The following is a 23,976-nucleotide window of genomic DNA, read 5'->3' as shown; positions in this document are numbered from 1 at the left end:
ACCTTTCAATCGGGGATGGGTGATCACAGGTCGTTCAGCCACCAGGCCGCCGTGGCGCCGGGCAGGACGCCGGGCGGGCAGGGGCCGCTGGACAGCAGGGGGGTGCCGGAGACCGGCGCGGGGGCGGGGGCCGTACCGAAGTTGACGGCGCAGACCAGGCCGTCGCCGCGGACGAAGGCGAGGACGTCCGGCGGGGTGTCCAGCCAGCGCAGCGTGCCCTCGCCCAACTGGGGCAGGGATTTGCGCAGTTGGAGACCGTCCCGGTACAGGTGCCAGAAGGAGCGGGTGTCGGCGAGGGCGCGGTCGGTGGCGTACTCGGCGAAGTAGTCGGGCTGCGGCAGCCAGGGCTTGGCGCCCTCCACGCCGGAGGTGAAGCCGAACGGGGAGGCTTGTCCGGACCAGGGCAGCGGCACCCGGCAGCCGTCGCGGATGCGGGCGCGGCTGCCGGTGCGCCGGAAGATCGGGTCGGTGAGCACGTCGTCGGGCAGGTCGACGACCTCGGGCAGGCCCAGCTCCTCGCCCTGGTAGATGTACGCGGCCCCGGGCAGCGCCAGCATCAGCAGCGCGGCGGCGCGGGCGCGGGCGGCGCCGAGACCGCTGCCCTCGGTGGCCGGTTCGCCGTAGCGGGTGACGGTGCGGACCTGGTCGTGGTTGTTGAGGACCCAGGTGACCGTGGAGCCGGTGCCCGCGATGTCCTGCATGGCCTCGGAGATGACCTTGCGGAAGGCGTCGGCGTCCCAGGGCGCGCCGAGCAGGTCGAAGAAGAAGGCCTGGTGGAGCTCGTCCGGGCGGACGTACAGGGCGTGTTCGCGGGCGGTGGGGACGGAGACCTCGCCGACGAGCAGCCGTTCGCGGCCGTCCCGGGCGCCGTACTCCTCGCAGATGGAGCGCCAGCGGCGCCACACCTCGTGCACCTCGGGCTGGTTCCAGGCGAGCGGGTTGACCGAGTCGCGGGTGCGGGCGTCGGCCTCCGGGTCGTCGGAGTCGGGCAGCTCGGGGTGCTTGAACAGGCCGGCGGCGACGTCGATGCGGAAGCCGTCGACGCCCCGGTCGAGCCAGAACCGCAGGATGCGGTCGAACTCGTCGGGGATCTCGGGGTTGCGCCAGTTCCAGTCGGGCTGTTCGGGCGTGAACATGTGCAGGTACCACTGGCCGTCGGCGACCCGGGTCCAGGCGGGGCCGCCGAACATGGCGTGCCAGTTGTTGGGCGGCTCGCTGCCGTCGGGGCCGCGGCCGTCGGCGAAGTGGAAGCGGGCGCGGGCCGGGCTGCCGGGCTCGCCGGCCAGGGCCTCGCGGAACCACGGGTGCTCGCTGGAGCAGTGGTTGGGGACGATGTCGAGCAGCACCTTGATGCCGAGGCGCCGGGCCGCGGCCATCAGCAGGTCGAACTCGGCGAGGTCGCCGAAGAGCGGGTCGACACCGCGGTAGTCGGCCACGTCGTAGCCGTGGTCGGCTTGCGGCGAGGGGTAGAAGGGGCTCAGCCAGATGCCGTCGACGCCGAGCTTCTTCAGGTACGGCAACCCGGCCCGGACGCCGGCCAGATCGCCGATGCCGTCACCGGTGCTGTCCAGGAAGCTGCGGACGTACACCTGGTAGATCACGGCGTCCCGCCACCAGTGGTACTTACTCAACATGCATGCATGTTAGGTAGGCGTGTCGCGACGGTGTCAACGAAAAGAACAGAGGCTACCGGGGAGTTGGGGCGGCAAATATGGACTTACCCGGACACTTGGAAGCCAGTTGAGATGTCCGCGTTACCTAACAAGTAACTAGCGAGCGGGTCGACGGCCGGCTATCGACTGGCGATGGCGTCGAGTTCGCGCGCCAGCCGGCGCACGGCCTGTCCGGGCCTCTGCCGCCCGGTGAGCGCGTCCTGCACGACCGCCTGCACGGCCAGGCTGACCTGGTCGTAGTGCGGGCTCTTGGGGCGCGGCCGGGCGGTGAGGACGGCGGTGCGCAGGGTCGGCAGATACGGGAACCGCTTGATGAGCGCGGGGTCTTCGTAGAGCCCGGCGCGCACGGGCGGCAGCGCGCCCCGCGTGAGCACCTGGCGCTGCACGGGCGCGCTGGTGAGGTAGGCGATCAGGCGCGCGGCGGAGTCCGGGTGCCGGGCGTGGGTGTTGACCGCGAGGTTGGAGCCGCCGAGAACGCTCGTCCCCGGCCCGTCGGGCCCGGGCAGCGGTACGGCGCCGATCTTCCCGGCGACCCGGGAACCGGGGGCGGAGGCGACGGCGTAGGCGTAGGGCCAGTTGCGCAGGAAGAGCAGCCTGCCGTCCTGGAAGGCCTGTTTGGACTCCTCCTCCTTGTACGTCAGCGCCTGCCTCGGGATCCAGCCCTCGCGGATGCCGCGGGCGAGGAAGCCGATGCCCTCGCGGGCGGCGGCCGAGTCGACGGTGACGCGGGTGCCCTCGCCGCCGAGGATGGTGCCGCCCGCCGAGTACACCGCCTCGGCCGCGTTCACGGTCAGGCCCTCGTAGGGCAGGAACTGGCCCGCGTAGCCGCCGAGTCCGTACTTCGGCGCGATGGTCCTCGCGTCGCGCTCCAGCTCGGCCCAGGTGCGCGGCGGGGACACCCCCTCCTGGTCGAGGACGTCCTTGCGGTACAGGAGGAGTCCGGCGTTCGTGACGTACGGGACCGCGTACAGCCGTCCGTCGTAGGTCGCCGTGTCCACGACCGGCGGCAGGAAGCTGTCCAGCGGGAAGCGGTCGCGGGGCAGCGGACGGATCCAGCCGGCCGCCGCGAACTCGGAGGTCCAGTCGACGTCGATGTTGAGGACGTCGAACCGTCCCCGGTCGCCGCCGCGCAGGTCGGTCGTCATCTGCGCGTGCGTCTCGTCGGCGGAGTCCGGCAGCTCGACCAGGGTGACCTTCTCCCCGGGATGGGTGCGGTTCCAGCCCTGGAGCAGCGGGCCGAGATAGCCGGTGAGATCACCGGCGGTGGCCAGCGTCAGCGGGCCCCGGCCGCCTCCCGTGCCCTCGTCGGCGCGGGCACCCGAGGCCACGTACCCGGCCAGACCCACGACGAGAACGAGAAGGCCCCTACCGGCGGCGCGCATCCACCGCATAGGTTCCTCCCTGTACACCCGGCACCGCGGGCACCCTCGCCCGGGGACAGAGGCCATGTATACCTGTTAGGTATGCGCGATACTAGGGCCTGGAGCACATGGAGCAGACAGGAGGACAGCACGAGTGCGTCTGCCCCTCCTGGCACTCCTCGCCCGCGGCCCGGCCCACGGCTACGAGCTGAAGCAGGACCTTGAGCAACTGCTGGGCGCCGCGTACCCTCAGCCGAACGTCGGCCAGATCTACGTCACCCTCGGCCGCCTGGAGAAGACCGGGCTGATCGAGGGCGAGGACGTCGAGCAGTCCAGCCGGCCCAACAAGAAGGTCTACCACCTCACCGACGCCGGGCGCGAGGCGCTGCTCGCCTGGTTCGAGGAGACCGAGGACGAGCCGCGGGTGCGGGACGAGTTCTTCATGAAGCTCGCCCTCGCCCCGCAGACCGGTCTCGCCGACCAGATCGCCCTCATCAACCGGCAGCGGCGCCAGTACCTCAACACCATGCGCAACCTGTCGAAACTGGCCGCGGCCGAGAGCCGGGACAACCGAATCGCCCAGCTGCTGATCGAGGGCGCGATGCTGCACCTCCAGGCCGACCTCGACTGGCTGGAGCGGTGCCAGGAGGAACTGGAGGATCGGGAGTGAGTGACGGCCACGCTCCGGTGCTGCGAGCCGAGGGGCTGGTGAAGACCCACCACGGCGAGGGCGCGCCCGCGCACGCCGTGCGCGGGGTCGACCTCGCCGTGGCCCGCGGCGAGTTCGTCGCGATCACCGGGCCGTCCGGCGCGGGCAAGTCCACGCTGCTGCACCTGCTCGGCGGGCTCCAGCGGCCGGACGCGGGCAGTGTCTGGCTCGACGGCCGGTGCACGGACTCCTTCAGCGAGGCCCGCTGGGCGGTGGAGCGCAGGAAGGCCATCGGGATCGTCTTCCAGTTCTTCAACCTGGTGTCGAACCTGTCGGTCGCCGACAACGTGGAGCTGCCCGCGCTGCTGGCCGGCGTCCCGCCGAAGAAGGCCCGCGCCGAGCGGGAGGCGCTGCTCGCCGAGCTGGGTCTGGAGGGCAAGGAGCGCAGCATGCCGGGTGAGCTGTCCGGCGGTGAGCAGCAGCGGGTCGCGCTCGCCCGGGCGCTGGTCAACCATCCGCCGCTGCTGCTCGCGGACGAGCCGGCCGGCAGCCTGGACAGCAAGGGCACCCGTGAGGTGATGCGGCTGCTGTCCCGCTTCCACGGGCGCGGCCAGACCATCGTGCTGGTCACCCACGACGCCCGGCTGGCCAGCGCCGCCGACCGCGTGATCAGCTTCTTCGACGGCCGCATCGCCGACGACGCGACCCTGGACGGCACGCCGCCGCCCCGGCGGAGCGGCATCTCCGGCGTGCTGGAGCTGAGGGACTGACCGTGCTGGACCTGACGGACGTGCGGGCCACCCTGCGCTGGGCGCACTCCGACCTGCGCACCCACCGCGGCGAGGCGCTGTTCCTGGTGCTGGCCACCGCCGGCGTCGTCGCCTCGCTGCTGCTCGCCGCCGCCCTGTTCGGCTACGCCACGAACCCCTGGCAGCGGACCTTCGCCGAGGCGCGCGGCGCCCACGTCTGGCTGCACACCGCGCCGTCCGCCGACGCCCGCGCACTGGCCCGGCTGGACGGCGTCACCGCCGTCGCCGGCCCCTACCGCGCCGAGGCCGCCACCGTCGCCGCCCGCGGCACCCGCGCCTCCGTGGAACTGCGCGCCACCCCTGACCTGCCCTCCGTCGGCCGGCCCCTGCTCACCGCCGGGCACTGGCTGGATCCGGCCGCGCCGGACGGCGTGGTGCTGGAGAGCAGCCTGGCCCGGGCCCTGCTGGCCGAGCCCGGCGACACCCTGACGCTGCCCGGCACGGCCCGCACCCTCACCGTCGAGGGCATCGCGGACAGCGCCGAACCCCCGTACCGCCCCGGTGAGCAGACCGGACTGGTGTGGGCGCTGCCGTCCGCCGTGCGGGCCCCGGCCGGCCAGGTCATCGGGCTGCGGCTCGGCGATCCGTCCGACACCGACTACGCCGTCCAGCGCGCCGTCACCGTGCTGGGCGCCGGCGCGGTCGGCGAGGTCTCCACCTGGCAGCAGGCCCGTGCCGAGGCACAGGGCGACAACCGGCTGCTCGGCCAGGTGCTCGGGCTGTTCGGTCTGGGCGCCCTCATCGCCGCCGGGTTCGCGGTGCACGGCGCCATCGCGACCCGTATCCGCGGGCACCTGCGGGACCTGTCGGTGCTGAAGGCGATCGGCTTCACGCCCGGCCAGGTCGTACGGATCTTCCTGCTCCAGCACCTGGCGTACGCGCTGCTCGGCGCGGTGGCCGCGGCCGCGCTCACCGAGGGGCTGGGCAACCGGGTCCCGGGGCGGCTCGGTGACGCGGTGGGTGTGTGGCAGGGGCTGCCCGGGCACACCCTGGTGCTGTGTGCGGTACCGGCGGGCGCGGTGCTGTTCATCGGCCTGACCACGGGGCTCGCGGCCTGGCGGGCGGGGCGGGTGCCACCGGTGCCGGTGCCGCGCCCGGCCGCGCCGGCGGGCGGGCGGCTGAGCGGGGCGGCCCGGCGGGCGCTCGGGCTGCGGCTGCCGGCCGCGCTGGTCCTCGGCTGCCACAAGGCGTTCGCGGGCCGCGGCCGGTCACTGGCGACCGTGGCCCGGCTGACGCTGCCGCTGCTGCTCATCGTGGTGGCGCTCAGCGCCTGGACGACGATCGACCGCTTCCACAGCAGCCCCGAGCGGGTGGGCCTGCCGACGGCACTCACGGTCCGCTCGGACGGCGCCCTGGGCGCAGCCGGGGTACGGGCCGTACTGGCCCAGGACTCCCGGGTCGCCGCCGCCTATCCGGGCGTCGAGGTGGCCGCGCTGGTCCCCGGCCAGACCGGGACCATCGCTCTGCGCGGTGTCGGCACCCGCGCCGAGCCCTACCCGTACGCCCTCGCCGAGGGCCGCGCCGCACGCGGACCGGACGAGGCGGTGGCCGGCCAGGGCCTGCTCGACCTGCTGGACGCGCGGGTCGGCGACTGGGTGCGGATGACGGTGGGCGACCGGCCGCAGATCCTGCACATCGTGGGCCGCGCCCTCGAACCGCGCAACGCCGGGCGGGTCGTCACCACCTCCCTGGACACGCTCCGGGAGAACGATCCCGAGCTGTCCCCGGCCTTCTACGAGCTGCGGCTGCGGCCGGGTGCGGACCCGCACCGCGTGGCCGCCGCCCTCGCCTCGGCCGGCCACGGCCACCTGGAGGTGCATCCCGTGACGAACCCCGCCGACGGGCTGTCGCCGCTGCGCGGTGTCGTCGCCGGGCTGATCGCCGTCCTGGCCCTGATCGGGCTGGTGGAACTGCTCACCGCGATCGGCGGCAGCGTCCGCGAGGGCGAACGGGACGTGCTGGCGCTCCGGGCGATCGGCATGTCGCCACGGCAGATCACCGCGATCACCGTCACGGCGACGAGCTGTACGGCCCTGGCGGCGGCCGTCGCCGGTACGGCGCTGGGGCTGCCGCTGGCCCGCCGGCTGATCGACGCCCAGGGCGGCTCCAGCGGCATCGGCGCCGGAATCGCCCAGTCCCCCTCCCCCGGCCTGCTTCTCCTCCTGGGTTCGGCGGCCGTGGTGGGCGCGGCGGCCCTGGCCACCCTGCCCGCGTCCCGCGCGGCCCGCCGGCGCCTCGCGGACACGCTGAGCGCGGTCGCCTGAGCCGGCACGGGGCCGGAGCCTGTTCTAGCGCCCCAGCGTTTTCAGGGCCCGAGCCTGTTCGGGAGCCCCAGCCGTTTTCAGGGGGAGACGGCCCGCCAGCTCCCGGGGTCTTCGCGGATCTTCTTCAGCAGGCCGTCGAAGACCGTCCCGTCGAACAGCAGGCCGTTGTACCGCGCCGGGATGCGTACGTCATTGATCTCGGCGGTGGGGGTGCCGGGACCCTCGGGCTCCCGCGGCCTGCCCGCCCGCTCGTACGCGTCCTCGCTGTTGGTCACGAACGTCCGGTACTTCATGGTCTTGACGGCCGCGTCGAAGTCCGGCCCGCGCAGCCCCGGGACCCGTCCGGCCAGCTTGAGCAGGTAGGCGTCGGTGAATCCGTCGACGCTCTCGGCGGGCTGGTGGGCGTAGAGCACGTCGTGGTACTCGGCGAACTTCCCCTTGTCCAGCGCGGCCCGCAGGGCGTTCACCGCCCTGCGGGACCCCGCGCCGCCGAGCCGGTCGTCCAGGAAGGAAGCCAGGGTGTACTGGGTCTTCGCCTCACGCCGGATGGTCGCCTCACGCAGTTCGGGGGCACCACCGGTGGTCTCGAACCTCTTGCACACCGGGCACCGCGGGTCCTCGTACAGGTGCACGGTCAGCGGGGCGGCCTCGTCCCCGACCATGATGGTCGTGCCGTCGTTCCCCAGCCGCTCCGGAAGATCCGCCAGCCGGGTGTACGGCGCGGCCTTCGCCGTGGCGTCCGGCCGGCCGCTCCTCGACTCGGCCGGCTGCCGTCCGCTCTTCGCCCCGGCCGGCTGCTGTCCGCTGTCGCAGCCCACCGCCGACACCCCCGCCACGGCCACCGCGACCGCCGTGGCCAACACCCTGCGCACCATGCGCCATCCCTCCCCTGGTCCAACGGAACCCTAGGGCACGGGCACGGCAGGACGCGCAGGCATGTCGCCGCTGCGGCCCCCGGCCGGGACCTGCTCGGCCGGGGGCCGGCGCCGGCCGCGGATCAGCTCCGGCCGCGCAGTTCCCGGTACGTGGCGACCAGCGCCTTCGTCGACGCGTCCAGGCCGGGTACGTCGGCGCCCTCGGTGAGCGCGGGCTCGACGCGCTTGGCGAGCACCTTGCCCAGCTCCACGCCCCACTGGTCGAAGGAGTCGATGTTCCACACCGCGCCCTGCACGAACACCTTGTGCTCGTAGAGGGCGATCAGCTGGCCGAGGACGGACGGGGTCAGCTCACGGGCGAGGATCGTCGTGGTCGGCCGGTTGCCCTGGAAGGTCTTGTGCGGGACCAGCTCCTCGGCCACCCCCTCCGCGCGGACCTCCTCGGCACTCTTGCCGAAGGCGAGCGCCTGGGTCTGGGCGAAGAAGTTGGCCATCAACAGGTCGTGCTGGGCCTTGAGTTCCTCGCTCAGCTCGGCGACCGGCCGGGCGAAGCCGATGAAGTCGGCCGGGATCAGCTTGGTGCCCTGGTGGATCAACTGGTAGTAGGCGTGCTGCCCGTTGGTGCCGGGCGTGCCCCACACGACCGGCCCGGTCTGCCACTCCACCTGCTTGCCGTCGCGGGCGACGTACTTGCCGTTGGACTCCATGTCGAGCTGCTGGAGGTAGGCGGTGAACTTGGAGAGGTAGTGGCTGTACGGCAGCACGGCGTGGGACTGGGCGTCGTGGAAGTTGTCGTACCAGATGCCCAGCAGGCCCAGCAGCAGCGGGGCGTTGGCCTCGGCGGGCGCGGTGCGGAAGTGGTCGTCGACGATCCGGAAGCCGTCCAGCATCTCGCGGAAGCGGTCCGGGCCGATGGCGATCATCAGGGAGAGGCCGATCGCGGAGTCGTACGAGTACCGGCCGCCGACCCAGTCCCAGAACTCGAACATGTTGGCCGTGTCGATGCCGAACTCGGCGACCTTCTCCGCGTTCGTGGACAGCGCCACGAAGTGCTTGGCCACGGCGGCCTCGTCACCGAGCGCGGCCAGCAGCCACGTCCGCGCCGAGGTGGCGTTGGTGATGGTCTCGATGGTGGTGAAGGTCTTGGAGGCGATGATGAACAGCGTCTCCGCCGGGTCGAGGTCCCGGGTGGCCTCGTGCAGGTCGGCGCCGTCCACGTTGGAGACGAAGCGGACCGTGAGGTCGCGGTCGGTGAAGCAGCGCAGCACCTCGTAGGCCATCGCGGGCCCGAGGTCGGAGCCGCCGATGCCGACGTTGATCACGTTCTTGATGCGCTTGCCGGTGTGACCGGTCCACTCGCCGGAGCGGATCCGCTCGGCGAAGCCGGCCATCTTGTCGAGCACGGCGTGCACGGCCGGGACCACGTTCTCGCCGTCGACCTCGACGACCGCGTCGCGCGGGGCACGCAGCGCGGTGTGCAGCACCGCCCGGTTCTCGGTGACGTTGATCTTCTCGCCGCGGAACATGGCGTCCCGGAGGCCGAAGACGTCCGTCGCCGCGGCCAGCTCGCGCAGCAGGCGCAGGGTCTCGTCGGTGACCAGGTGCTTCGAGTAGTCGATGTACAGGTCGCCGACCTGGAGCGTGTACCCGGTGCCGCGCGCCGGATCGGCGGCGAACAGGTCCCGGAGGTGGGTGTCCGCCAGCTCCTCCCGGTGCTTGGCGAGTGCGGTCCATTCGGGCGTCTGGTTGAGCCTGGTACGGCCGTCTGCGTTCATGTCCGACTTCCGCCTTCTTTCGTGCCTGTCCCAGCCGTTCCAACCTAGTTGATCAGGGCGCGGGACGAGCGGTGGAGACGCTGTCCGCACGGGACACGACGGATACGTCGGGCTCGCCTCCCGGTATCAGCGCGATGACGGCCGAGGCGAACAGGGCGGCCGCGAGCAGGGCGGGCGCGTTGAGGCCGTACAGCCCGGCCACGGCCCCGCCGAGGAACGCGCCGAGCGGGGCACCGGAGGTGGAGGCCGTACGGAAGGCCGAGGCGATGCGGCCCGGCATGGACTCGGGGCTGCGCTGCTGCATCAGGGTGACCTGGTTGACGTTCCAGACCATGTTCATCGCGCCGAGCAGCAGCATCCCGGCCACCAGCGCGGGCACGTGCCGCACGGAGCCGATGAGCAGCAGCGCGCCCGTCTGGAGCGTGCCGCCGAGCAGCAGGGCCCGCACCCGGCCGGTGCGGCACGCGATCCGCTGGGCGACGAGACCGCCGGCCAGGCTGCCGGCCGAGTACGCCGTCATGGCGGCGACGTAGCCGGTGTCGCCCGCGTGCAGCCAGCGGGTGACGTGCAGCGCCAGCGTGGCGATCAGGGCGCCCATGCCGATGTTGCACAGCAGTGTGGCCACACAGACCGCGCGGAGCACCCGGTCGCGCCACAACGCGCGCAGGCCCTCCCCGATCTCCGTGCGCAGGCTCCCACCGGCCGGGCGGGGCACCCGCTTCGGCGGCCGTATCCGCAGGGACGCCACGAGCGCGGCGGCCACCAGGTACGTGCCCGCGTCCACCGCGAACGGCGTGAACGCCCCGGCCGCCAGCAACAGCGGCACGAACGGGCCCGCGAGCAGTCCACCGGCGAGCTGCTGACCGGTCATCAGCCGGGCGTTCGCGCTGCCCAGTGCGCCCTGGTCCACCAGGGAGGGCAACAGGGCCGTGGAGGCGTTGTCGAAGAGCGTCTGGAGTGCGGTGAGGGAGAAGGCGAGGGCGATCAGCAGGGGTACGGAGGCGTACCCGAGGCCCACGGCGACGGTGAAACCGGCGACGAGCAGACCCCGCACCGTGTCCACGAGCCACATCGCCCGCCGCTGGTCGACGCGGTCCGCCACAGCACCGCCGAGCAGCCCGAACAGCAGCCAGGGCAGATAGCCGCAGGCGGTGACGGAGGCGATGGCGAAGGGCTCGTCGGTGAGGCTCACGGCGAGCAACGGCAGCGCGGACGTGCGCAGCGCGTCACCGAACCGGGAGACCACGGCGGCCGTCCACAGCCGGCCGAATCCACCGCGCCAGGCGGGGGTGCCCCCGCTCGCCGTCCCGACCACAGCCACGCTCGCCCCCCATGATGCGCCGATGCACACACCGTAGAGGGCACCACTGACAACGGCCGTCGGCGGCGGGGGAAACGGCTCCGGCCAGGCGCCCGCGGGCACCCGGCCGGTCACAACTCCTAGATCTCGCCTCGCAGTTTCGCGAGCGCCTCGGCGAGGATCGCCTCACCGTCCGCGTCGCTGCGCCGCTCCCGCACATACGCCAGGTGCGTCTTGTACGGCTCGGTGCGCGGCGGGTCCGGCGGGTTGTCCCGGTCCTGGCCGGCCGGGAAGCCGCAGCGCGGGCAGTCCCAGGTCTCGGGAACCTGCGCGTCGCTGGCGAAGCTGGGCTGCGTCTCGTGCCCGTTGGAGCACCAGAAGGAGATGCGCAGACGCGGCGCGGACTCGCCGCGCTCGGCCTCGCCCATCGGCCCCGCCCCGACCCGGCTTCCTCGGATCGCGTTGCCACTTGCCACGGTCGTAACTCCCTGCGTGATGGTGCCGCGAAGCGAGTCGGCGTTTCGCTTCGCTGCGAGCGCCTCAGTCTACGTAAGGCCCAACGCGCGTCCAGTGATTGGAGTTACCGGCCCCCACACCCAGACGCAAGCCCCATGATAGGCCGCGCTCACGAGCGCGTACCGAACATGGGGCTTTACGTGCGGAATGTGCTGTTCGCGTGTCAGCTGTTCGTCTTCATCAGCATGCCGAGGACGATGATGCACGCGAACCACAGCAGGCCGACCACGATGGTGATCCGGTCGAGGTTGCGCTCGGCGACCGACGAGCCGCCGACGGAGGACTGCATGCCGCCACCGAACATGTCGGAGAGGCCGCCGCCCTTTCCCTTGTGCATCAGCACCAGCAGCATCAGCAGCAGGCTGAAGATGATCAGGGCGATCGAGAACCCCAAAACCACGGCTGGACCAACTTCCTCGGATTCGGATGGACGACGGGGGCACAGCACCTGGCTGTGCCCCCGCAAGGGTACGACGTATCGCCGCTACCGCCTACTCACCGACATGATCACTGGTCGCGGAAGCGCACGATCTTGACGAACTCGTCGGCGTCCAGCGAGGCACCGCCGACCAGGGCGCCGTCGATGTCGGCCTGGGCCATGATCTCGGCGACGTTGCCCGACTTCACGGAGCCGCCGTACTGGATGCGGACCTGGTCGGCCACGTCCTGGGAGTACAGCTCGGCGATCTTGGCGCGGATGGCGGCGCAGACCTCCTGGGCGTCCTCGGCGCCGCAGACCTTGCCGGTGCCGATGGCCCACACCGGCTCGTAGGCGATCACGATGGTCCCGGCCTGCTCGGCCGGCAGGTCCTTGAGACCGCCTTCGACCTGGGTGAGGGTGTGGCTGACGTGGTCGCCCGCCTCGCGGACGTCCAGTTCCTCGCCGACGCACAGGATCGGGGTGAGGCCGTGCTTGTAGGCGGCCTTGACCTTGGCGTTGACCAGCTCGTCGGTCTCGTTGTGGTACTGACGCCGCTCGGAGTGGCCGATCACCACGTAGGTGCACTTCAGCTTGGCCAGCATCGGGCCGGAGATCTCGCCCGTGTAGGCGCCGGAGTCGTGCTGGGAGATGTCCTGGGCACCGTACTTGATCTTGAGCTTGTCGCCGTCGACCAGGGTCTGCACGGAGCGCAGGTCGGTGAAGGGCGGCAGGACGGCGACCTCGACGGCCTCGTAGTCCTTGTCGGCCAGGGCGAACGCGAGCTTCTGGACGTGTGCGATGGCCTCCAGGTGGTTGAGGTTCATCTTCCAGTTGCCCGCCATCAGCGGCGTGCGCGTGCTCAAGGGTCAGTCCTCCAGTGCGGCGAGGCCGGGGAGCGTCTTGCCCTCAAGGTATTCGAGGGAGGCGCCGCCACCGGTCGAGATGTGGCCGAATGCGTTCTCGTCGAAGCCGAGCGTGCGCACGGCCGCGGCGGAGTCACCGCCGCCGACGACGGTGAACCCGTTCGTTTCGACGAGTGCCTGGGCGACCGCCTTGGTGCCCTCGGCGTAGTCGGGGTGCTCGAAGACGCCCATGGGACCGTTCCAGAAGACGGTCTCGGCGTCGGCGAGCTTCGAGGCGTAGAGCTCTCGGGTCCTGGGGCCGATGTCCAGGCCCTCCTGGTCGGCGGGGATCTTGTCCGCGTCGACCACGGTGTTCTCGGTGGGCGCCTTGGTCTTCAGGTCCGGGAAGGTCCGGGAGACCACGACGTCTACGGGCAGCAGCAGCTCGACGCCCTGCTTCTCGGCGCGCTCCATGTACTCCGTGACGGCCGGGACCTGGTCCTCCTGGAGGAGGGAGATGCCGACCTCGTAGCCCTTGGCCTTGAGGAAGGTGTAGGCCATGCCACCACCGATGAGGAGCCGGTCGGCCTTGCCGAGGAGCTGGTCGATGACGGCGAGCTTGTCGGAGACCTTGGCGCCGCCGAGCGCGACGACGTAGGGGCGCTTGACGTCCTCGGTGAGCTTCTTCAGGACGCCGACCTCGGTGGCGATCAGGTAACCGGCGTAGTGCGGCAGCCGGGCCGGGAGGTCGTAGACCGAGGCGTGCCCCCGGTGCACGGCGCCGAAGCCGTCACCGACGTAGACGTCGGCGAGGGCGGCCAGCCGGTCGGCGAACTCACCGCGCTCGGTGTCGTCCTTGGACGTCTCGCCGGCGTTGAAGCGCAGGTTCTCGATGACCGCGACCTGGCCGGGCTGGAGGCCGTCGACGGCGTCGTGGGCGGCGGGACCGACGGTGTCCTGGGCGAAGGCGACCGGGGCGCCGAGCAGTTCACCGAGGCGCTCGGCGGCGGGCAGCAGCGAGAAGGCGGGGTCCGGGGCGCCCTTGGGGCGGCCCAGGTGCGAGGCGACGACCACCTTGGCGCCCGCGTCCGCGAGGGCCTTGACGGTGGGCAGGACGGCGCGGATGCGGCCGTCGTCGGTGATCGTCCCGTCGGCCAGCGGCACGTTGAGGTCGGCGCGGACGAAGACCCGCTTGCCGCTCACGCCGTCGGCGAGAAGTTCGTCGATCGTCTTCATGGGAGTGGACTCCTACAGGAGGGCTCGTGGTGCACCTGATCGTAAAAGGACGCGGTCAGTACGTGGGACAGGGCCCGGACAGCGCGGCGGTGCGCTGCACGGGCCCTGCTCCCACTTCGGGGTCCTGCTTCGGCGATCAGAGCTGGTTGCCGACGAAGACCGTGAGGTCGACGAGGCGGTTGGAGTAGCCCCACTCATTGTCGTACCAGCCGATGACCTTCACGTTCTTGCCCTCCTGGACCATGGTCAGGGAGGAGTCGAAGGTGCAGGAGGCCGGGGCGTTGACGATGTCGGACGAGACGATCGGGTCCTCGGTGTAGTCGAGGAGGCCCTTCAGCTCACCCTCGGCGGCCTTCTGGAAGGCGGCGTTGACCTCTTCCTTGGTGACCTCGCGGCCCAGCTCCACGACCAGGTCGGTGACGGAGCCCGTCGGGACCGGGACGCGCATGGCGATGCCGTCCAGCTTGCCCTTGAGCTGCGGCAGGACCAGGGCGGTGGCCTTGGCGGCACCGGTGGTGGTCGGGATGATGTTCTCGGCGGCGGCACGGGCGCGGCGCAGGTCCTTGTGCGGGAAGTCCAGGATGCGCTGGTCGTTCGTGTACGCGTGCACCGTGGTCATCAGACCCTTGACGATGCCGAAGTTCTCGTCGAGGACCTTCGCCATCGGCGCCACACAGTTGGTGGTGCAGGAGGCGTTGGAGATGACGTGGTGGTTCGCCGGGTCGTACTTGTCCTGGTTGACGCCCATCACGATGGTGATGTCCTCGTCCTTGGCCGGAGCCGAGATGAGGACCTTCTTCGCGCCACCGGCGATGTGCTTCGCGGCGTCTTCCTTCTTGGTGAAGATGCCGGTCGACTCGATGACGATGTCGACGCCCAGCTCGCCCCACGGGATGTCGGCCGGGTTGCGCTCGGACAGCACCTTGATGGTGTGGCCGTCGACGGTGATGGTGTCGGCGGTGTGGGAGACCTCCTGCTTGAGGCGGCCCAGGATCGTGTCGTACTTGAGCAGGTGAGCGGTGGTCGCGGTGTCACCCAGGTCGTTGACAGCCACAACCTCGATGTCCGCTCCCTGCTCCAGCAGCGCGCGGAAGTAATTACGCCCGATGCGGCCGAAGCCGTTGATGCCTACGCGGATCGTCACGAACCGATCTCCTCGTTGGTACGCCGGCCATGCGGTGCCGGCGAGCTCTGTTTGGGATGTCCCCGACCACCACCGACCCTACCTCTCTGCGGGCCCCGGGGTGACATCGAGATGGCCCATACACGGGCAGGCGGTCCGTACCAGTCAGTAGGGGTACGGACCGCCTCGGATCGTCAGCGGATTCACCCGTATTTATGACGGAACGCGGTGCGCTTCTGACGCCGTTTTCACTCGTTCGTGAGCGGGTCGGCTCACTTGATGCGCACCCCCTCCGCGCACCCTTGAGAGGGGGTCCCGCTCACCTGTCGAGCGAGTCGAACGCCTTCCGCAGCAGAGCCGTCCTGTCGGCCGCCGACGGCACCTGCTCCAGGCCGAAACCGAGCAGCACGGTGTCGTCCGTGGTGACCGCTCCGTACGTCTGGAACAGCGTCCCGGTGCGCGTCCAGTCCTTCAGCACCGCCGGGCTGCCGGCGGGCGGCCCGGCCGCCTTCCAGGCGCCGAGGGACGACTCGAAGCCCTCGGTCTCCCTCGCCGCGCCGCCGACGACCAGCGAGGCGTCGTCGGCGAGGACACCGTGCCCGCCGCTGCCGGGGTCGGTGATGTAGCTGATGGAGACCTCGACGGACTTCCCGGCGTACGCGCTCAGGTCGAAGCCCAGCTGCTGCCAGCCGCCGGAGCTGCCGGTGAGGCTGTGCCACGCACCGGTGGTGCCGGTCGCGGTGCAGGTGTTGCCGGTGAGCGTCAGGTAGTGCTTCAGCCACGGGTGCTCACCGATCAGGAAGCCGCCCCCGCACTCCTCCGGCACGGCCGTCCTCGTGGCCCCTCCGGACTCCGGCAGGGTCGTCCAGTCGTCCGCGCCGACGGTGTGCGCCTCGACCACCGCGTGGTCGTAGCCGGGCTCGGTGTCCCACAGCAGCCGGGTGCTCAAGGCCGGCTTGTCGGCGGCGGCGACCCCGGTGAGGTCGATGGTGCGGGTGAGGCGCTTGTAGGCGTCGTCGGTGTGCACGGCGGCGGCCATCGAGGCACCCGTGTACGGTCCGTACGGGTTGACGGTGCCGGCGAAGGTGCCCGCGCCCGCGCTCCTGAACTGCGGGTAGGTGGTGACCGGCAGTTCGTCGGAGGTGACGCCGTAGGTGCCGGCCTTGTCGAGCGGGTTGCCGGGCGCGTCGCCGAGGGCGCCGGTGAAGCCGGCGAGCGCGCCGGAGCCGGTGAAACCGGTGGCCCCCTTGGTCGACGTACGGCTGTACGCGCCCAGGTAGTACTGGCTGAAGTCGTCGGACAGGGTGCCGTCGCCGAGGTCGACGCTGCCGCCGGCCAGCTCGCCGGCCTCGATCAGCCTGCCGCCCTCGTTGAGGTAGGCGCGCAGCTGGAGCTGGGTGGCGTTGGCGGGGCCGGTGGCGCCGGAGTAGTGCACGACCGTCCGGAAGTGCTTCAGCACGCCGAGCGCGTCCGGGGCGCCCTGCGTGGCCACGTCCCACACGAGCGCCCGGTGTCCGGCGCCCTTCAGCGCGTCCACGTACGTCTGCGCCTGTGCGGCGGCCGTGCCCTCCTCGGCGACCACCAGGGTGTCGGCCGCGGGCCGCTTCGCGACCGTGTAGGTGAAGTGGGTGCTGGAGACCTTCTTCCCGCTGCTGGTCCTGCCGGTGAACCACACCTCGACCTCGTCGCCCGGCTCGCCGCCTGGCACCTTCGCGCGGTACTCGTCGAAGTAGAGGTTGTCCTCACCGCCGTACGTCTCTCCGCCCTTCCAGTGCCTCAGTGCCTGGTCGCGCGTACGGCCGCCGTTGACGCGGTACTTGAGCTCCTTGTCCCGGACCGCCTTGCGGGCGACGACCGAGACCTCCTGGTCCGCGCCCTGGGAGTACGACGTCGAGAACGCGGCCGGGGTGAAGTCGGCGGCGCTCAGACCGACCGAGGAGACCGGCTTGTCGGGGTGCGCGGCGGTCTCGGCGACGGAGAGCGCGAACGGGACGTTCTTGGCGAACTCCTGCTGGATCAGCTTCTCGTCGTCGGGGAAGTTGAAGACGGACTGGCAGTCCTGGCTCTTCCAGGCGTCGTCCGGGTCGAGGTCCGACGCGGTCTGGCAGGTCGACATCTCCGGGGTGAACATCGCCATCCCGTTGACGTTCGACGCGTGGCCGTCCGCCTCGCCGTTGGTGGTGTACAGCTCCGAGGAGACCTGCGGGTGGTAGCCCGGGACGGCGGAGTTGCCGGGGGTGCCGGCGAGCGCCTTGTACAGGACGTCGTCGGGGGTCGGGGTCGCCACCTGCCAGCCGACGCCGTAGAGGAGGAGCTCGGCGGCGGAGTGGTAGTTGACGCCGTACCGGAAGCCGACGCGCTTCTCGAAGGCGTCGAGGGCCTTGGTCTCGGGCTCGGAACCGGGGCTAGCGCCGCGGTAGGTCTGGCTGGTGGGGTTGGGGGACGAACCCTCGTCGTCGTAACCCCACTTGTAGGGGAAGTTGCGGTTGAGGTCGACGCCGTCGCCGGTGCTGATGACACCGTCGCCGTTGACGTCCCGCAGGTTCTTGCGCCACAGGCGGGTGCCGGAGTCCTTGAAGGTGTAGTCGTAGCCGTCCGGGTTGGCCGAGAGGACGAACCACAGCTCCGTCGAGTCGACGATCTTCCTGACGCGCCGGTCGGTCGTGTAGCGGTCCAGGTAGTAGTGCATCAGACGCCGGGTCATCTCCGGCGTGATCCACTCGCGTGCGTGCTGGTTGGACATGTAGAGCACGGCGGGCCTGGAGCCGTCCTTCGACTTCTTCGCGTTCCTGGTCAGTTTGAGCGCGAGGATGTCCTGCCCGTCGAGGGTCGTGCCGATGGACTCGACCTTGGTGAGGCCGGGGTGGGCCCGGGCGGTCCGGAGGATCTCCTCCTTGAGCCCGCCGCTGCCGCTGTACGGGCGGAACACGCCCTGGGCGGCGTCCTCGACCCTGGCCTCCGCCTTGGCCGAGAGGGCGTGCTCGGTGAGGTCGACGCCCTGCTCGCGCAGTTGCGCGGCCTGCTTGCCGGTGAGGTAGACCTCGACCTCGGTCCTGCCGCCCCCGCTCTTGCGCTCACCGAGTTCATGGCCGTCCTGGCCGGCCTTGAGCAGCAGGGGTACCTGTTGCCTGGTGACCTCGGCGCGGTAGACCTTGACCTCTTCCGGCCCGGACGGCGCCGGACTTCCGTTCTGTGCCTGGGCGATGGGTGCGAGGCTCGCTCCGCCGATCAGAAGCGCGCCGACAGCGAGGATCGATCTCGCTCTGTGTCTCATGAACCCCCCTAGCGGTGGTCCGCCACAGCGACGAACAGGTTGCCAGGCTCATGTCACTTCATGATCGAGTCAAGAGCACCACAAGGACACGCAAACGCCGGTGCCGACCACCCGAACGGCCGTCGGCACCGGCGAACTGACGTGTCATCCGGTCAGCCGGCGAGGTTGTCCGCCAGCTCCTCGCTGAGGTTGGCCTCCGTGCCCGGGATGCCCAGGTCCGCAGCGCGCTTGTCGGCCATCGCCAGCAGCCGGCGGATACGGCCCGCGACCGCGTCCTTCGTCAGCGGCGGATCGGCGAGCGCGCCCAGTTCCTCCAGGGAGGCCTGCTTGTGCTCCATGCGCAGCCGCCCTGCCGCGGCCAGGTGCTCGGGCACCTCGTCGCCCAGGATCTCCAGTGCGCGCTGCACCCGGGCCCCGGCGGCCACGGCGGCACGGGCCGAACGGCGCAGGTTGGCGTCGTCGAAGTTGGCGAGCCGGTTGGCCGTGGCCCGCACCTCGCGGCGCATCCGGCGCTCCTCCCAGGCCAGCACGGACTCATGGGCGCCCAGCCGGGTGAGCAGCGCACCGATCGCGTCACCGTCCCGGACGACCACCCGGTCCACCCCGCGCACCTCGCGGGCCTTCGCGGCGATCGACAGTCTGCGCGCGGCACCGACCAGCGCGAGCGCCGCCTCCGGGCCCGGGCAGGTCACCTCCAGGGACGAGGAACGGCCGGGCTCGGTCAGCGAGCCGTGCGCCAGGAAGGCCCCGCGCCAAGCCGCCTCCGCGTCGCAGGTGGCCCCCGAGACCACCTGCGGGGGCAGACCGCGGATCGGGCGGCCTCTGCCGTCCACGAGACCCGTCTGCCGGGCCAGCTGGTCACCGCCCGCGACGACCCGTACGACATACCGCGAGCCGCGGCGCAGCCCGCCGGGCGCCATCACGATCAGCTCGGAGCTGTGACCGAAGATCTCCAGGATGTCCCGCTTGAGCCGGCGCGCCGCCATCGCGGTGTCCAGCTCCGCCTCGATCACGATGCGCCCGCTCACCAGGTGGAGGCCTCCGGCGAACCGCAGAATGGCGGAGACCTCCGCCTTCCTGCAGCAGGTCCGGGTGACGGGGAGCCGGGAGATCTCGTCCTTCACCGCTGCCGTCATCGCCATGGGCCGATCCTTCCATGCATCCGAAAAATACGGTCGTACGCGGCGGCCAACAGCTCCGGATCGTGCCGGGGTGATCCGTCGGTCCGGGCCACCGGGGCCAGCTCGACCGCGGCTCCCAGCCGCTTGGCGGCCTCGGTGAGCGAGTCGCGGTCGGGCACGGCGGCCACGTCGGCCAGCACCACGTCCAGGGCGAGTTTAGGGGCGTGTCGCCCCAAAACCTCCAAATGACGCTGCGGGGAGAAGCCCTCGGTTTCTCCCGGCTGCGGCGCCAGGTTCAGCGAGAGCACTCGGCGCGCCTTGGTCTCGGTGAGGGCGTCCAGCAGCTCGGGGACGAGCAGGTGCGGGATCACCGAGGAGAACCAGGAACCGGGGCCGAGCACCACCCAGTCCGCGTCCAGGACCGCCGCCACGGCCTCCGGGACGGCGGGCGGGTCGTTGGGCACGAGGTGCACCGACTGCACCTCGCCGGGCGTCAGGGCCACGGTCGCCTGCCCGCGCACCGTGTCCACGTCGTCCGGGCGCTCCGGGTCGTGCCCCTTGACCAGGGCCTGCAGCTCCAGCGGCACGGCCGACATGGGCAGCACACGCCCATGCGCGCCGAGCAGCTTGCCGACCAGGTCCAGTGCCTGCACATGATCACCGAGCTGCTCCCACAGGGCGACGATCAGCAGGTTGCCGACCGCGTGCTCGTGCAGCTCGCCCTGGGACTGGAAGCGGTGCTGGATGACCCGGGCCCAGGTCTGGCCCCAGTCGTCGTCCCCGCACAGCGCGGCCAGCGCCTTGCGCAGGTCGCCGGGCGGCAGCACGCCCAGCTCGTCCCGGAGCCGCCCGCTGGAGCCGCCGTCGTCGGCCACGGTGACGACGGCGGTGAGATCACCGGTGATCCGGCGCAGCGCGGCGAGCGATGCGGACAGGCCCATGCCGCCGCCGAGCGCGACCACCTTGGGCTGGGCGCCACGCCGGCGGGGCCGCGCCCCGCGGGGCTCGGCCGAGCGGCCGGCGCGCGCGTCGGGCACCATCCGGCGCAGCCTGCTCAGCCGCGGTGTACGTTCCGTCATTCCCGTCCCATGTCCCGGTGCACGACCACCGTCTCCACGCCCTCGGCCGCGAGGCGCGCGGCGAGCTTCTCCGACATCGCGACCGAGCGGTGCTTGCCGCCGGTACAGCCGATGGCGATGGTCACGTACCGCTTGCCCTCGCGCCGGTAGCCGGCCGCGATGAGCCGCAGCAGTTCGGCGTACCGGTCGAGGAACTCCTTCGCACCGGGCTGGTTGAAGACATAGGCGGCGACCTCCTCGTTGAGGCCGGTGTAGGGGCGCAGCTCCGGGACCCAGTGCGGGTTGGGCAGGAACCGCATGTCCGCGACCAGGTCGGCGTCGACCGGGAGGCCGTACTTGAAGCCGAAGGACATCACGGTGGCCCGCAGCTCGGGCTCCTCCTCGCCCGCGAACTGGGCGTCCATCTTGGCGCGCAGCTCGTGCACGTTGAGGCTGGAGGTGTCGATCACCAGGTCGGCGTCCCCGCGCAGCTCGCGCAGCAGCTCCCGCTCGGCGGCGATGCCGTCCACGATGCGTCCGTCGCCCTGGAGCGGGTGCGGCCGGCGCACCGACTCGAAGCGGCGGACCAGGGCCTCGTCGGAGGACTCCAGGAAGACGATCCGCCGGGTGACGCCCCGGGTGTCCAGATCGGCGAGGGACTCGCGCAGGTTGTCGAAGAAGCGCCGACCGCGCACGTCCACGACGACCGCGATCCGCGCCACGTTGCCCTGGGAGCGGGCTCCCAGCTCCACCATGGTGGGGATGAGGGCGGGCGGGAGGTTGTCGACGACGAACCAGCCGAGGTCCTCAAGACACTTCGCGGCCGTGGACCGGCCGGCCCCGGACATGCCGGAGATGATCACCAGCTCGGGGATGGCCGCCTCGGGGACCCCGGCTGTCTCGCTGCCCGTACTCACCTGTGCTCCGTTGTCCTGGCCGGTGTCCTGCCCGGTGTCCTGGCCGGCACCGGGCCCGGTGGTGTCCCGGCCGGTTTCGGACCCGGTGGTGTCCCGGCCGGTTTCGGGCCGGCTCGCGGGCCGGCCGGTGTCGTGCAGGACGACATCGTCGCCCGTGCCGCTGTGCGCCTGATCTCGCTGTGCTGTGGGCTGTGTGTCGTGCTCGGTCATGTCTCCTGCCCCCGTCGTTCGTCCGGGACGCCCGCGGTCACGGGCTCCCCCGAGGAACCCCCCGTCGTGTCGGGTTCCTCGTCCTCAATGATCTCTCCGGTCGCCGTGTTCACGGCGGGTGCGGCCGGGGCCGCCTGGGCAAGGGCCACGGCGATGGTCTCGGCCGTCTTCCGGCCTATCCCGGGCACTTCCTGGATCTGCTCGATTGTGGCGGACCGCAGCTTCTTCACCGAGCCGAAATGCTTGATGAGCGCTTGTTTGCGGGTCTCGCCGAGACCGGGGACGTCGTCCAGCGGGCCCGCGCGGAAGCGCTTGGCGCGCTTGGTGCGCTGATAGGTGATCGCGAACCGGTGGGCCTCGTCGCGGACGCGCTGGAGCAGATAGAGACCCTCGCTGGTGCGGGGCAGCACCACCGGGTCGTCCTCGCCGGGCACCCAGACCTCCTCCAGGCGCTTGGCGAGGCCGCAGACGGCGATGTCGTCGATGCCCAGCTCGTCCAGCGCGCGCCGGGCCGCCGCGACCTGCGGCTGACCGCCGTCGACCACGACGAGCTGGGGCGGGTAGGCGAACTTCCTGGGGCGGCCGTCGTCGTCCTTGAGGGAACCGGTGATCACCTCGGCGTCGGTCACCACGGAGCCGCCCTCCGGAAGGGAGCCGTTGGTGGCGGTGCCTCCGGACAGGGAGCCGTGGGTGCCGGTGCCTTCGGCCAGGGAACCGTCGATGCCGGAGCCTCCGGCGAGGGAATGGTCGGTGCCGGAGCCTCCGGTCAGGGAGTCGTCGGTGCCGGAGCCCTCGGCCCACTCCCCCGTCCGCTCCTTCTCGGCGAGGTAGCGCCTGAAGCGGCGGGTGATCACCTCGTGCATGGAGCGGACGTCGTCCTGACCGGCGAAACCCTTGATCTGGAACCGCCGGTACTCGCTCTTGCGCTGCAGGCCGTCCTCGAAGACGACCATGGAGGCGACCACGTCGTCACCCTGGAGATGCGAGATGTCGTAGCACTCGATCCGCAGCGGGGCGCTGTCCAGGTCGAGGGCCTCGGCGATCTCCTCCAGCGCACGCGAGCGCGTGGTCAGGTCGGAGGCGCGCTTGGTCTTGTGCAGCGCGAGGGCCTGCTGGGCGTTGCGCTGCACGGTCTCCATGAGCGCCTTCTTGTCGCCGCGCTGCGGGATGCGCAGCGACACGTTCGACCCGCGGCGGCCGGTCAGCCACTCCTGCACCGGCTCGACCGGCTCGGGCAGGGCCGGGACCAGCACCTCCTTGGGGACGGCGTCCCCGCTCTCCTCGCCGTACAGCTGCTGCAGGGCGTGCTCGACCAGGGCGCCGGTGGTGACCTCCTCGACCTTGTCGGTCACCCAGCCACGCTGGCCGCGGACCCGGCCGCCACGCACATGGAAGATCTGCACGGCCGCCTCCAGTTCGTCCTCGGCGACGGCGATGAGGTCGGCGTCGGTCGCGTCGGCGAGCACGACCGCGTTCTTCTCCATGGCCTTCTTCAGGGCCCCGATGTCGTCCCGCAGGCGGGCCGCCCGCTCGTACTCCATCTCCTCGGCCGCCTCCATCATCTGCTTCTCCAGACGGCGGAGGTAGGTGCCGGTGCGGCCGGCCATGAAGTCGCAGAACTCCTCGGCCAGCTCCTGGTGGTCCTCGGGGGTGATCCGGCCGACACAGGGGGCGGAACACTTGCCGATGTAGCCGAGCAGGCAGGGCCGGCCGGTGCGGGCGGCGTTCTTGAAGACGCCGGCCGAACAGGTGCGCACCGGGAAGACCCGCAGCAGCAGATCGACGGTGTCCCGGATGGCCCACGCGTGCGCGTACGGCCCGAAGTAGCGGACGCCCTTCTTCTTGTGACCGCGCATCACCTGCACCCGCGGGAACTGCTCGTTCATCGTGACCGCGAGGTACGGGTAGCTCTTGTCGTCCCGGTACTTGACGTTGAACCGGGGGTCGTACTCCTTGATCCAGGAGTACTCCAGCTGCAGCGCCTCGACCTCCGTGGACACCACCGTCCACTCCACGGACGCTGCTGTGGTCACCATCGTCCGGGTGCGCGGGTGCAGGTTCGCCAGGTCCTGGAAGTAGTTCGCCAGGCGCTGGCGCAGGCTCTTCGCCTTTCCGACGTAGATCACCCGGCGGTGCTCGTCGCGGAACCTGTACACCCCCGGAGAGTCCGGGATGTCTCCCGGCCTGGGGCGGTAGCTGGAGGGGTCGGCCATGTCTCACACCCTACTGGCGAGCACCGACACCGCGTCGGGCCTGTGGGCCCGGTACGCGCCGAGAGGAAAGAGCGGGAGGGAAGGGGGTGACGCGTCCGGCGTGGAGAGGTGAGTGTCCCCCACGGGGCGCGCGCGGGCGCAGAGGAGCGGGCGTTCCGCGCGGCGGGCACGAGGGCGCGGAGAGGCAGGGCTGTCCGTGTGACGGGGCACGTGAGCTCGGAGAGGCAGGGCCTTCCGCGCGGCGGGGCACCTGAGCTCGGTCCACCGGGGGACGGGCCGGCGCGGCACGTCCCCGTGCGGACGGGACCGCGGCGCGGACGCCTCCTCCTGACCTCTCGG

Annotated in this window: 18 protein-coding genes; 3 read left to right on the top strand and 15 right to left on the bottom strand. The window is 71.4% G+C overall.

The features are described from left to right. Positions 1-23: 23 nt before the first annotated feature. Both C3492_RS19115 and C3492_RS19110 read right to left on the bottom strand, forming a co-directional pair. Positions 24-1,634, bottom strand: coding sequence for a glycoside hydrolase family 13 protein (locus C3492_RS19115; protein ID WP_181140446.1), 1,611 nt, complete (start codon positions 1,632-1,634; stop codon positions 24-26). A 158-nt stretch (positions 1,635-1,792) separates the two neighbouring features. After that, positions 1,793-3,064 (bottom strand): ABC transporter substrate-binding protein, encoded by a 1,272-nt coding sequence (locus C3492_RS19110; protein ID WP_103812941.1) that lies wholly within the window; start codon positions 3,062-3,064, stop codon positions 1,793-1,795. 124 nt (positions 3,065-3,188) lie between these two features. Between C3492_RS19110 and C3492_RS19105 the strand changes: the two genes are divergently transcribed. From C3492_RS19105 to C3492_RS19095, 3 genes are read left to right on the top strand one after another with little or no spacing between them, the layout of a single operon-like run. Then, a complete protein-coding gene (locus C3492_RS19105; protein ID WP_103812940.1) occupies positions 3,189-3,704 on the top strand; it encodes a PadR family transcriptional regulator in 516 nt (171 codons plus the stop codon). Beyond that, positions 3,701-4,453, top strand: a complete 753-nt coding sequence (locus C3492_RS19100) for an ABC transporter ATP-binding protein (RefSeq protein WP_103812939.1) — start codon at positions 3,701-3,703, stop codon at positions 4,451-4,453. The genes C3492_RS19105 and C3492_RS19100 overlap by 4 nt, the downstream gene beginning before the upstream one ends. A 20-nt stretch (positions 4,454-4,473) precedes the next feature. Then, positions 4,474-6,756 (top strand): FtsX-like permease family protein, encoded by a 2,283-nt coding sequence (locus C3492_RS19095; protein ID WP_103813093.1) that lies wholly within the window; start codon positions 4,474-4,476, stop codon positions 6,754-6,756. A gap of 77 nt (positions 6,757-6,833) precedes the next feature. Here C3492_RS19095 and C3492_RS19090 read toward each other — a convergent pair whose 3' ends face one another. The 13 genes from C3492_RS19090 to uvrC all read right to left on the bottom strand — a co-directional run bounded on the left by C3492_RS19090 (position 6,834) and on the right by uvrC (position 23,637). Then, positions 6,834-7,631 carry a thioredoxin domain-containing protein gene (locus C3492_RS19090; protein WP_103812938.1) on the bottom strand — a complete coding sequence of 266 codons (798 nt, stop codon included), beginning with the start codon at positions 7,629-7,631 and terminating at the stop codon, positions 6,834-6,836. A gap of 122 nt (positions 7,632-7,753) precedes the next feature. Beyond that, positions 7,754-9,406, bottom strand: a complete 1,653-nt coding sequence (gene pgi, locus C3492_RS19085; protein ID WP_103812937.1) for a glucose-6-phosphate isomerase — start codon at positions 9,404-9,406, stop codon at positions 7,754-7,756. Positions 9,407-9,458: 52 nt separating this feature from the next. Then, the gene (locus C3492_RS19080; protein ID WP_103812936.1) at positions 9,459-10,727 is read right to left on the bottom strand and encodes an MFS transporter; all 1,269 of its coding nucleotides are present in this window, start codon (positions 10,725-10,727) and stop codon (positions 9,459-9,461) included. A gap of 119 nt (positions 10,728-10,846) precedes the next feature. Then, positions 10,847-11,182: an RNA polymerase-binding protein RbpA gene (locus tag C3492_RS19075; protein WP_003976875.1), complete on the bottom strand. Its 336-nt coding sequence runs from the start codon at positions 11,180-11,182 to the stop codon at positions 10,847-10,849. 203 nt (positions 11,183-11,385) lie between these two features. Then, entirely contained in the window at positions 11,386-11,616 is a 231-nt protein-coding gene (gene secG, locus C3492_RS19070) for a preprotein translocase subunit SecG (protein WP_181140459.1), read from the bottom strand. A gap of 113 nt (positions 11,617-11,729) precedes the next feature. Continuing rightward, complete coding sequence (gene tpiA, locus C3492_RS19065) at positions 11,730-12,506, bottom strand: triose-phosphate isomerase (protein ID WP_103812934.1); 777 nt, start codon at positions 12,504-12,506, stop codon at positions 11,730-11,732. A 3-nt stretch (positions 12,507-12,509) separates the two neighbouring features. Further along, entirely contained in the window at positions 12,510-13,721 is a 1,212-nt protein-coding gene (locus tag C3492_RS19060) for a phosphoglycerate kinase (protein ID WP_103812933.1), read from the bottom strand. A 136-nt stretch (positions 13,722-13,857) separates the two neighbouring features. Next, positions 13,858-14,865: a type I glyceraldehyde-3-phosphate dehydrogenase gene (gene gap / locus C3492_RS19055; protein ID WP_069781521.1), complete on the bottom strand. Its 1,008-nt coding sequence runs from the start codon at positions 14,863-14,865 to the stop codon at positions 13,858-13,860. Positions 14,866-15,163: 298 nt separating this feature from the next. After that, positions 15,164-18,118, bottom strand: a complete 2,955-nt coding sequence (locus C3492_RS19050; RefSeq protein WP_181140445.1) for a M14 family metallopeptidase — start codon at positions 18,116-18,118, stop codon at positions 15,164-15,166. Between the two features lie 152 nt (positions 18,119-18,270). After that, positions 18,271-19,260 (bottom strand): DNA-binding protein WhiA, encoded by a 990-nt coding sequence (gene whiA, locus C3492_RS19045; protein WP_030583311.1) that lies wholly within the window; start codon positions 19,258-19,260, stop codon positions 18,271-18,273. Beyond that, positions 19,251-20,318, bottom strand: coding sequence for a uridine diphosphate-N-acetylglucosamine-binding protein YvcK (gene yvcK, locus C3492_RS19040; protein ID WP_103812932.1), 1,068 nt, complete (start codon positions 20,316-20,318; stop codon positions 19,251-19,253). The genes whiA and yvcK overlap by 10 nt, the downstream gene beginning before the upstream one ends. Beyond that, positions 20,315-21,424, bottom strand: coding sequence for an RNase adapter RapZ (gene rapZ / locus C3492_RS19035; protein ID WP_103812931.1), 1,110 nt, complete (start codon positions 21,422-21,424; stop codon positions 20,315-20,317). The genes yvcK and rapZ overlap by 4 nt, the downstream gene beginning before the upstream one ends. Then, a complete protein-coding gene (gene uvrC, locus C3492_RS19030; protein WP_103812930.1) occupies positions 21,421-23,637 on the bottom strand; it encodes an excinuclease ABC subunit UvrC in 2,217 nt (738 codons plus the stop codon). The genes rapZ and uvrC overlap by 4 nt, the downstream gene beginning before the upstream one ends. Positions 23,638-23,976 lie beyond the last annotated feature (339 nt).

Origin of the sequence: Streptomyces sp. Ru62 (assembly GCF_002920615.1) — a bacterium.
In the GTDB taxonomy this organism is placed as follows: domain Bacteria; phylum Actinomycetota; class Actinomycetes; order Streptomycetales; family Streptomycetaceae; genus Streptomyces.
This window is presented reverse-complemented; position numbering and strand designations above follow the sequence as displayed.

Coding starts and splice junctions, on each gene's coding strand:
- C3492_RS19115 (WP_181140446.1), bottom strand. CDS start 1,634: ATGTTGAGTAAGTACCACTGGTGGCGGGACGCCGTGATCTACCAGGTG.
- yvcK (WP_103812932.1), bottom strand. CDS start 20,318: ATGACGGAACGTACACCGCGGCTGAGCAGGCTGCGCCGGATGGTGCCC.
- pgi (WP_103812937.1), bottom strand. CDS start 9,406: ATGAACGCAGACGGCCGTACCAGGCTCAACCAGACGCCCGAATGGACC.
- C3492_RS19060 (WP_103812933.1), bottom strand. CDS start 13,721: ATGAAGACGATCGACGAACTTCTCGCCGACGGCGTGAGCGGCAAGCGG.
- C3492_RS19050 (WP_181140445.1), bottom strand. CDS start 18,118: ATGAGACACAGAGCGAGATCGATCCTCGCTGTCGGCGCGCTTCTGATC.
- C3492_RS19110 (WP_103812941.1), bottom strand. CDS start 3,064: ATGCGGTGGATGCGCGCCGCCGGTAGGGGCCTTCTCGTTCTCGTCGTG.
- rapZ (WP_103812931.1), bottom strand. CDS start 21,424: ATGACCGAGCACGACACACAGCCCACAGCACAGCGAGATCAGGCGCAC.
- uvrC (WP_103812930.1), bottom strand. CDS start 23,637: ATGGCCGACCCCTCCAGCTACCGCCCCAGGCCGGGAGACATCCCGGAC.
- C3492_RS19090 (WP_103812938.1), bottom strand. CDS start 7,631: ATGGTGCGCAGGGTGTTGGCCACGGCGGTCGCGGTGGCCGTGGCGGGG.
- whiA (WP_030583311.1), bottom strand. CDS start 19,260: ATGGCGATGACGGCAGCGGTGAAGGACGAGATCTCCCGGCTCCCCGTC.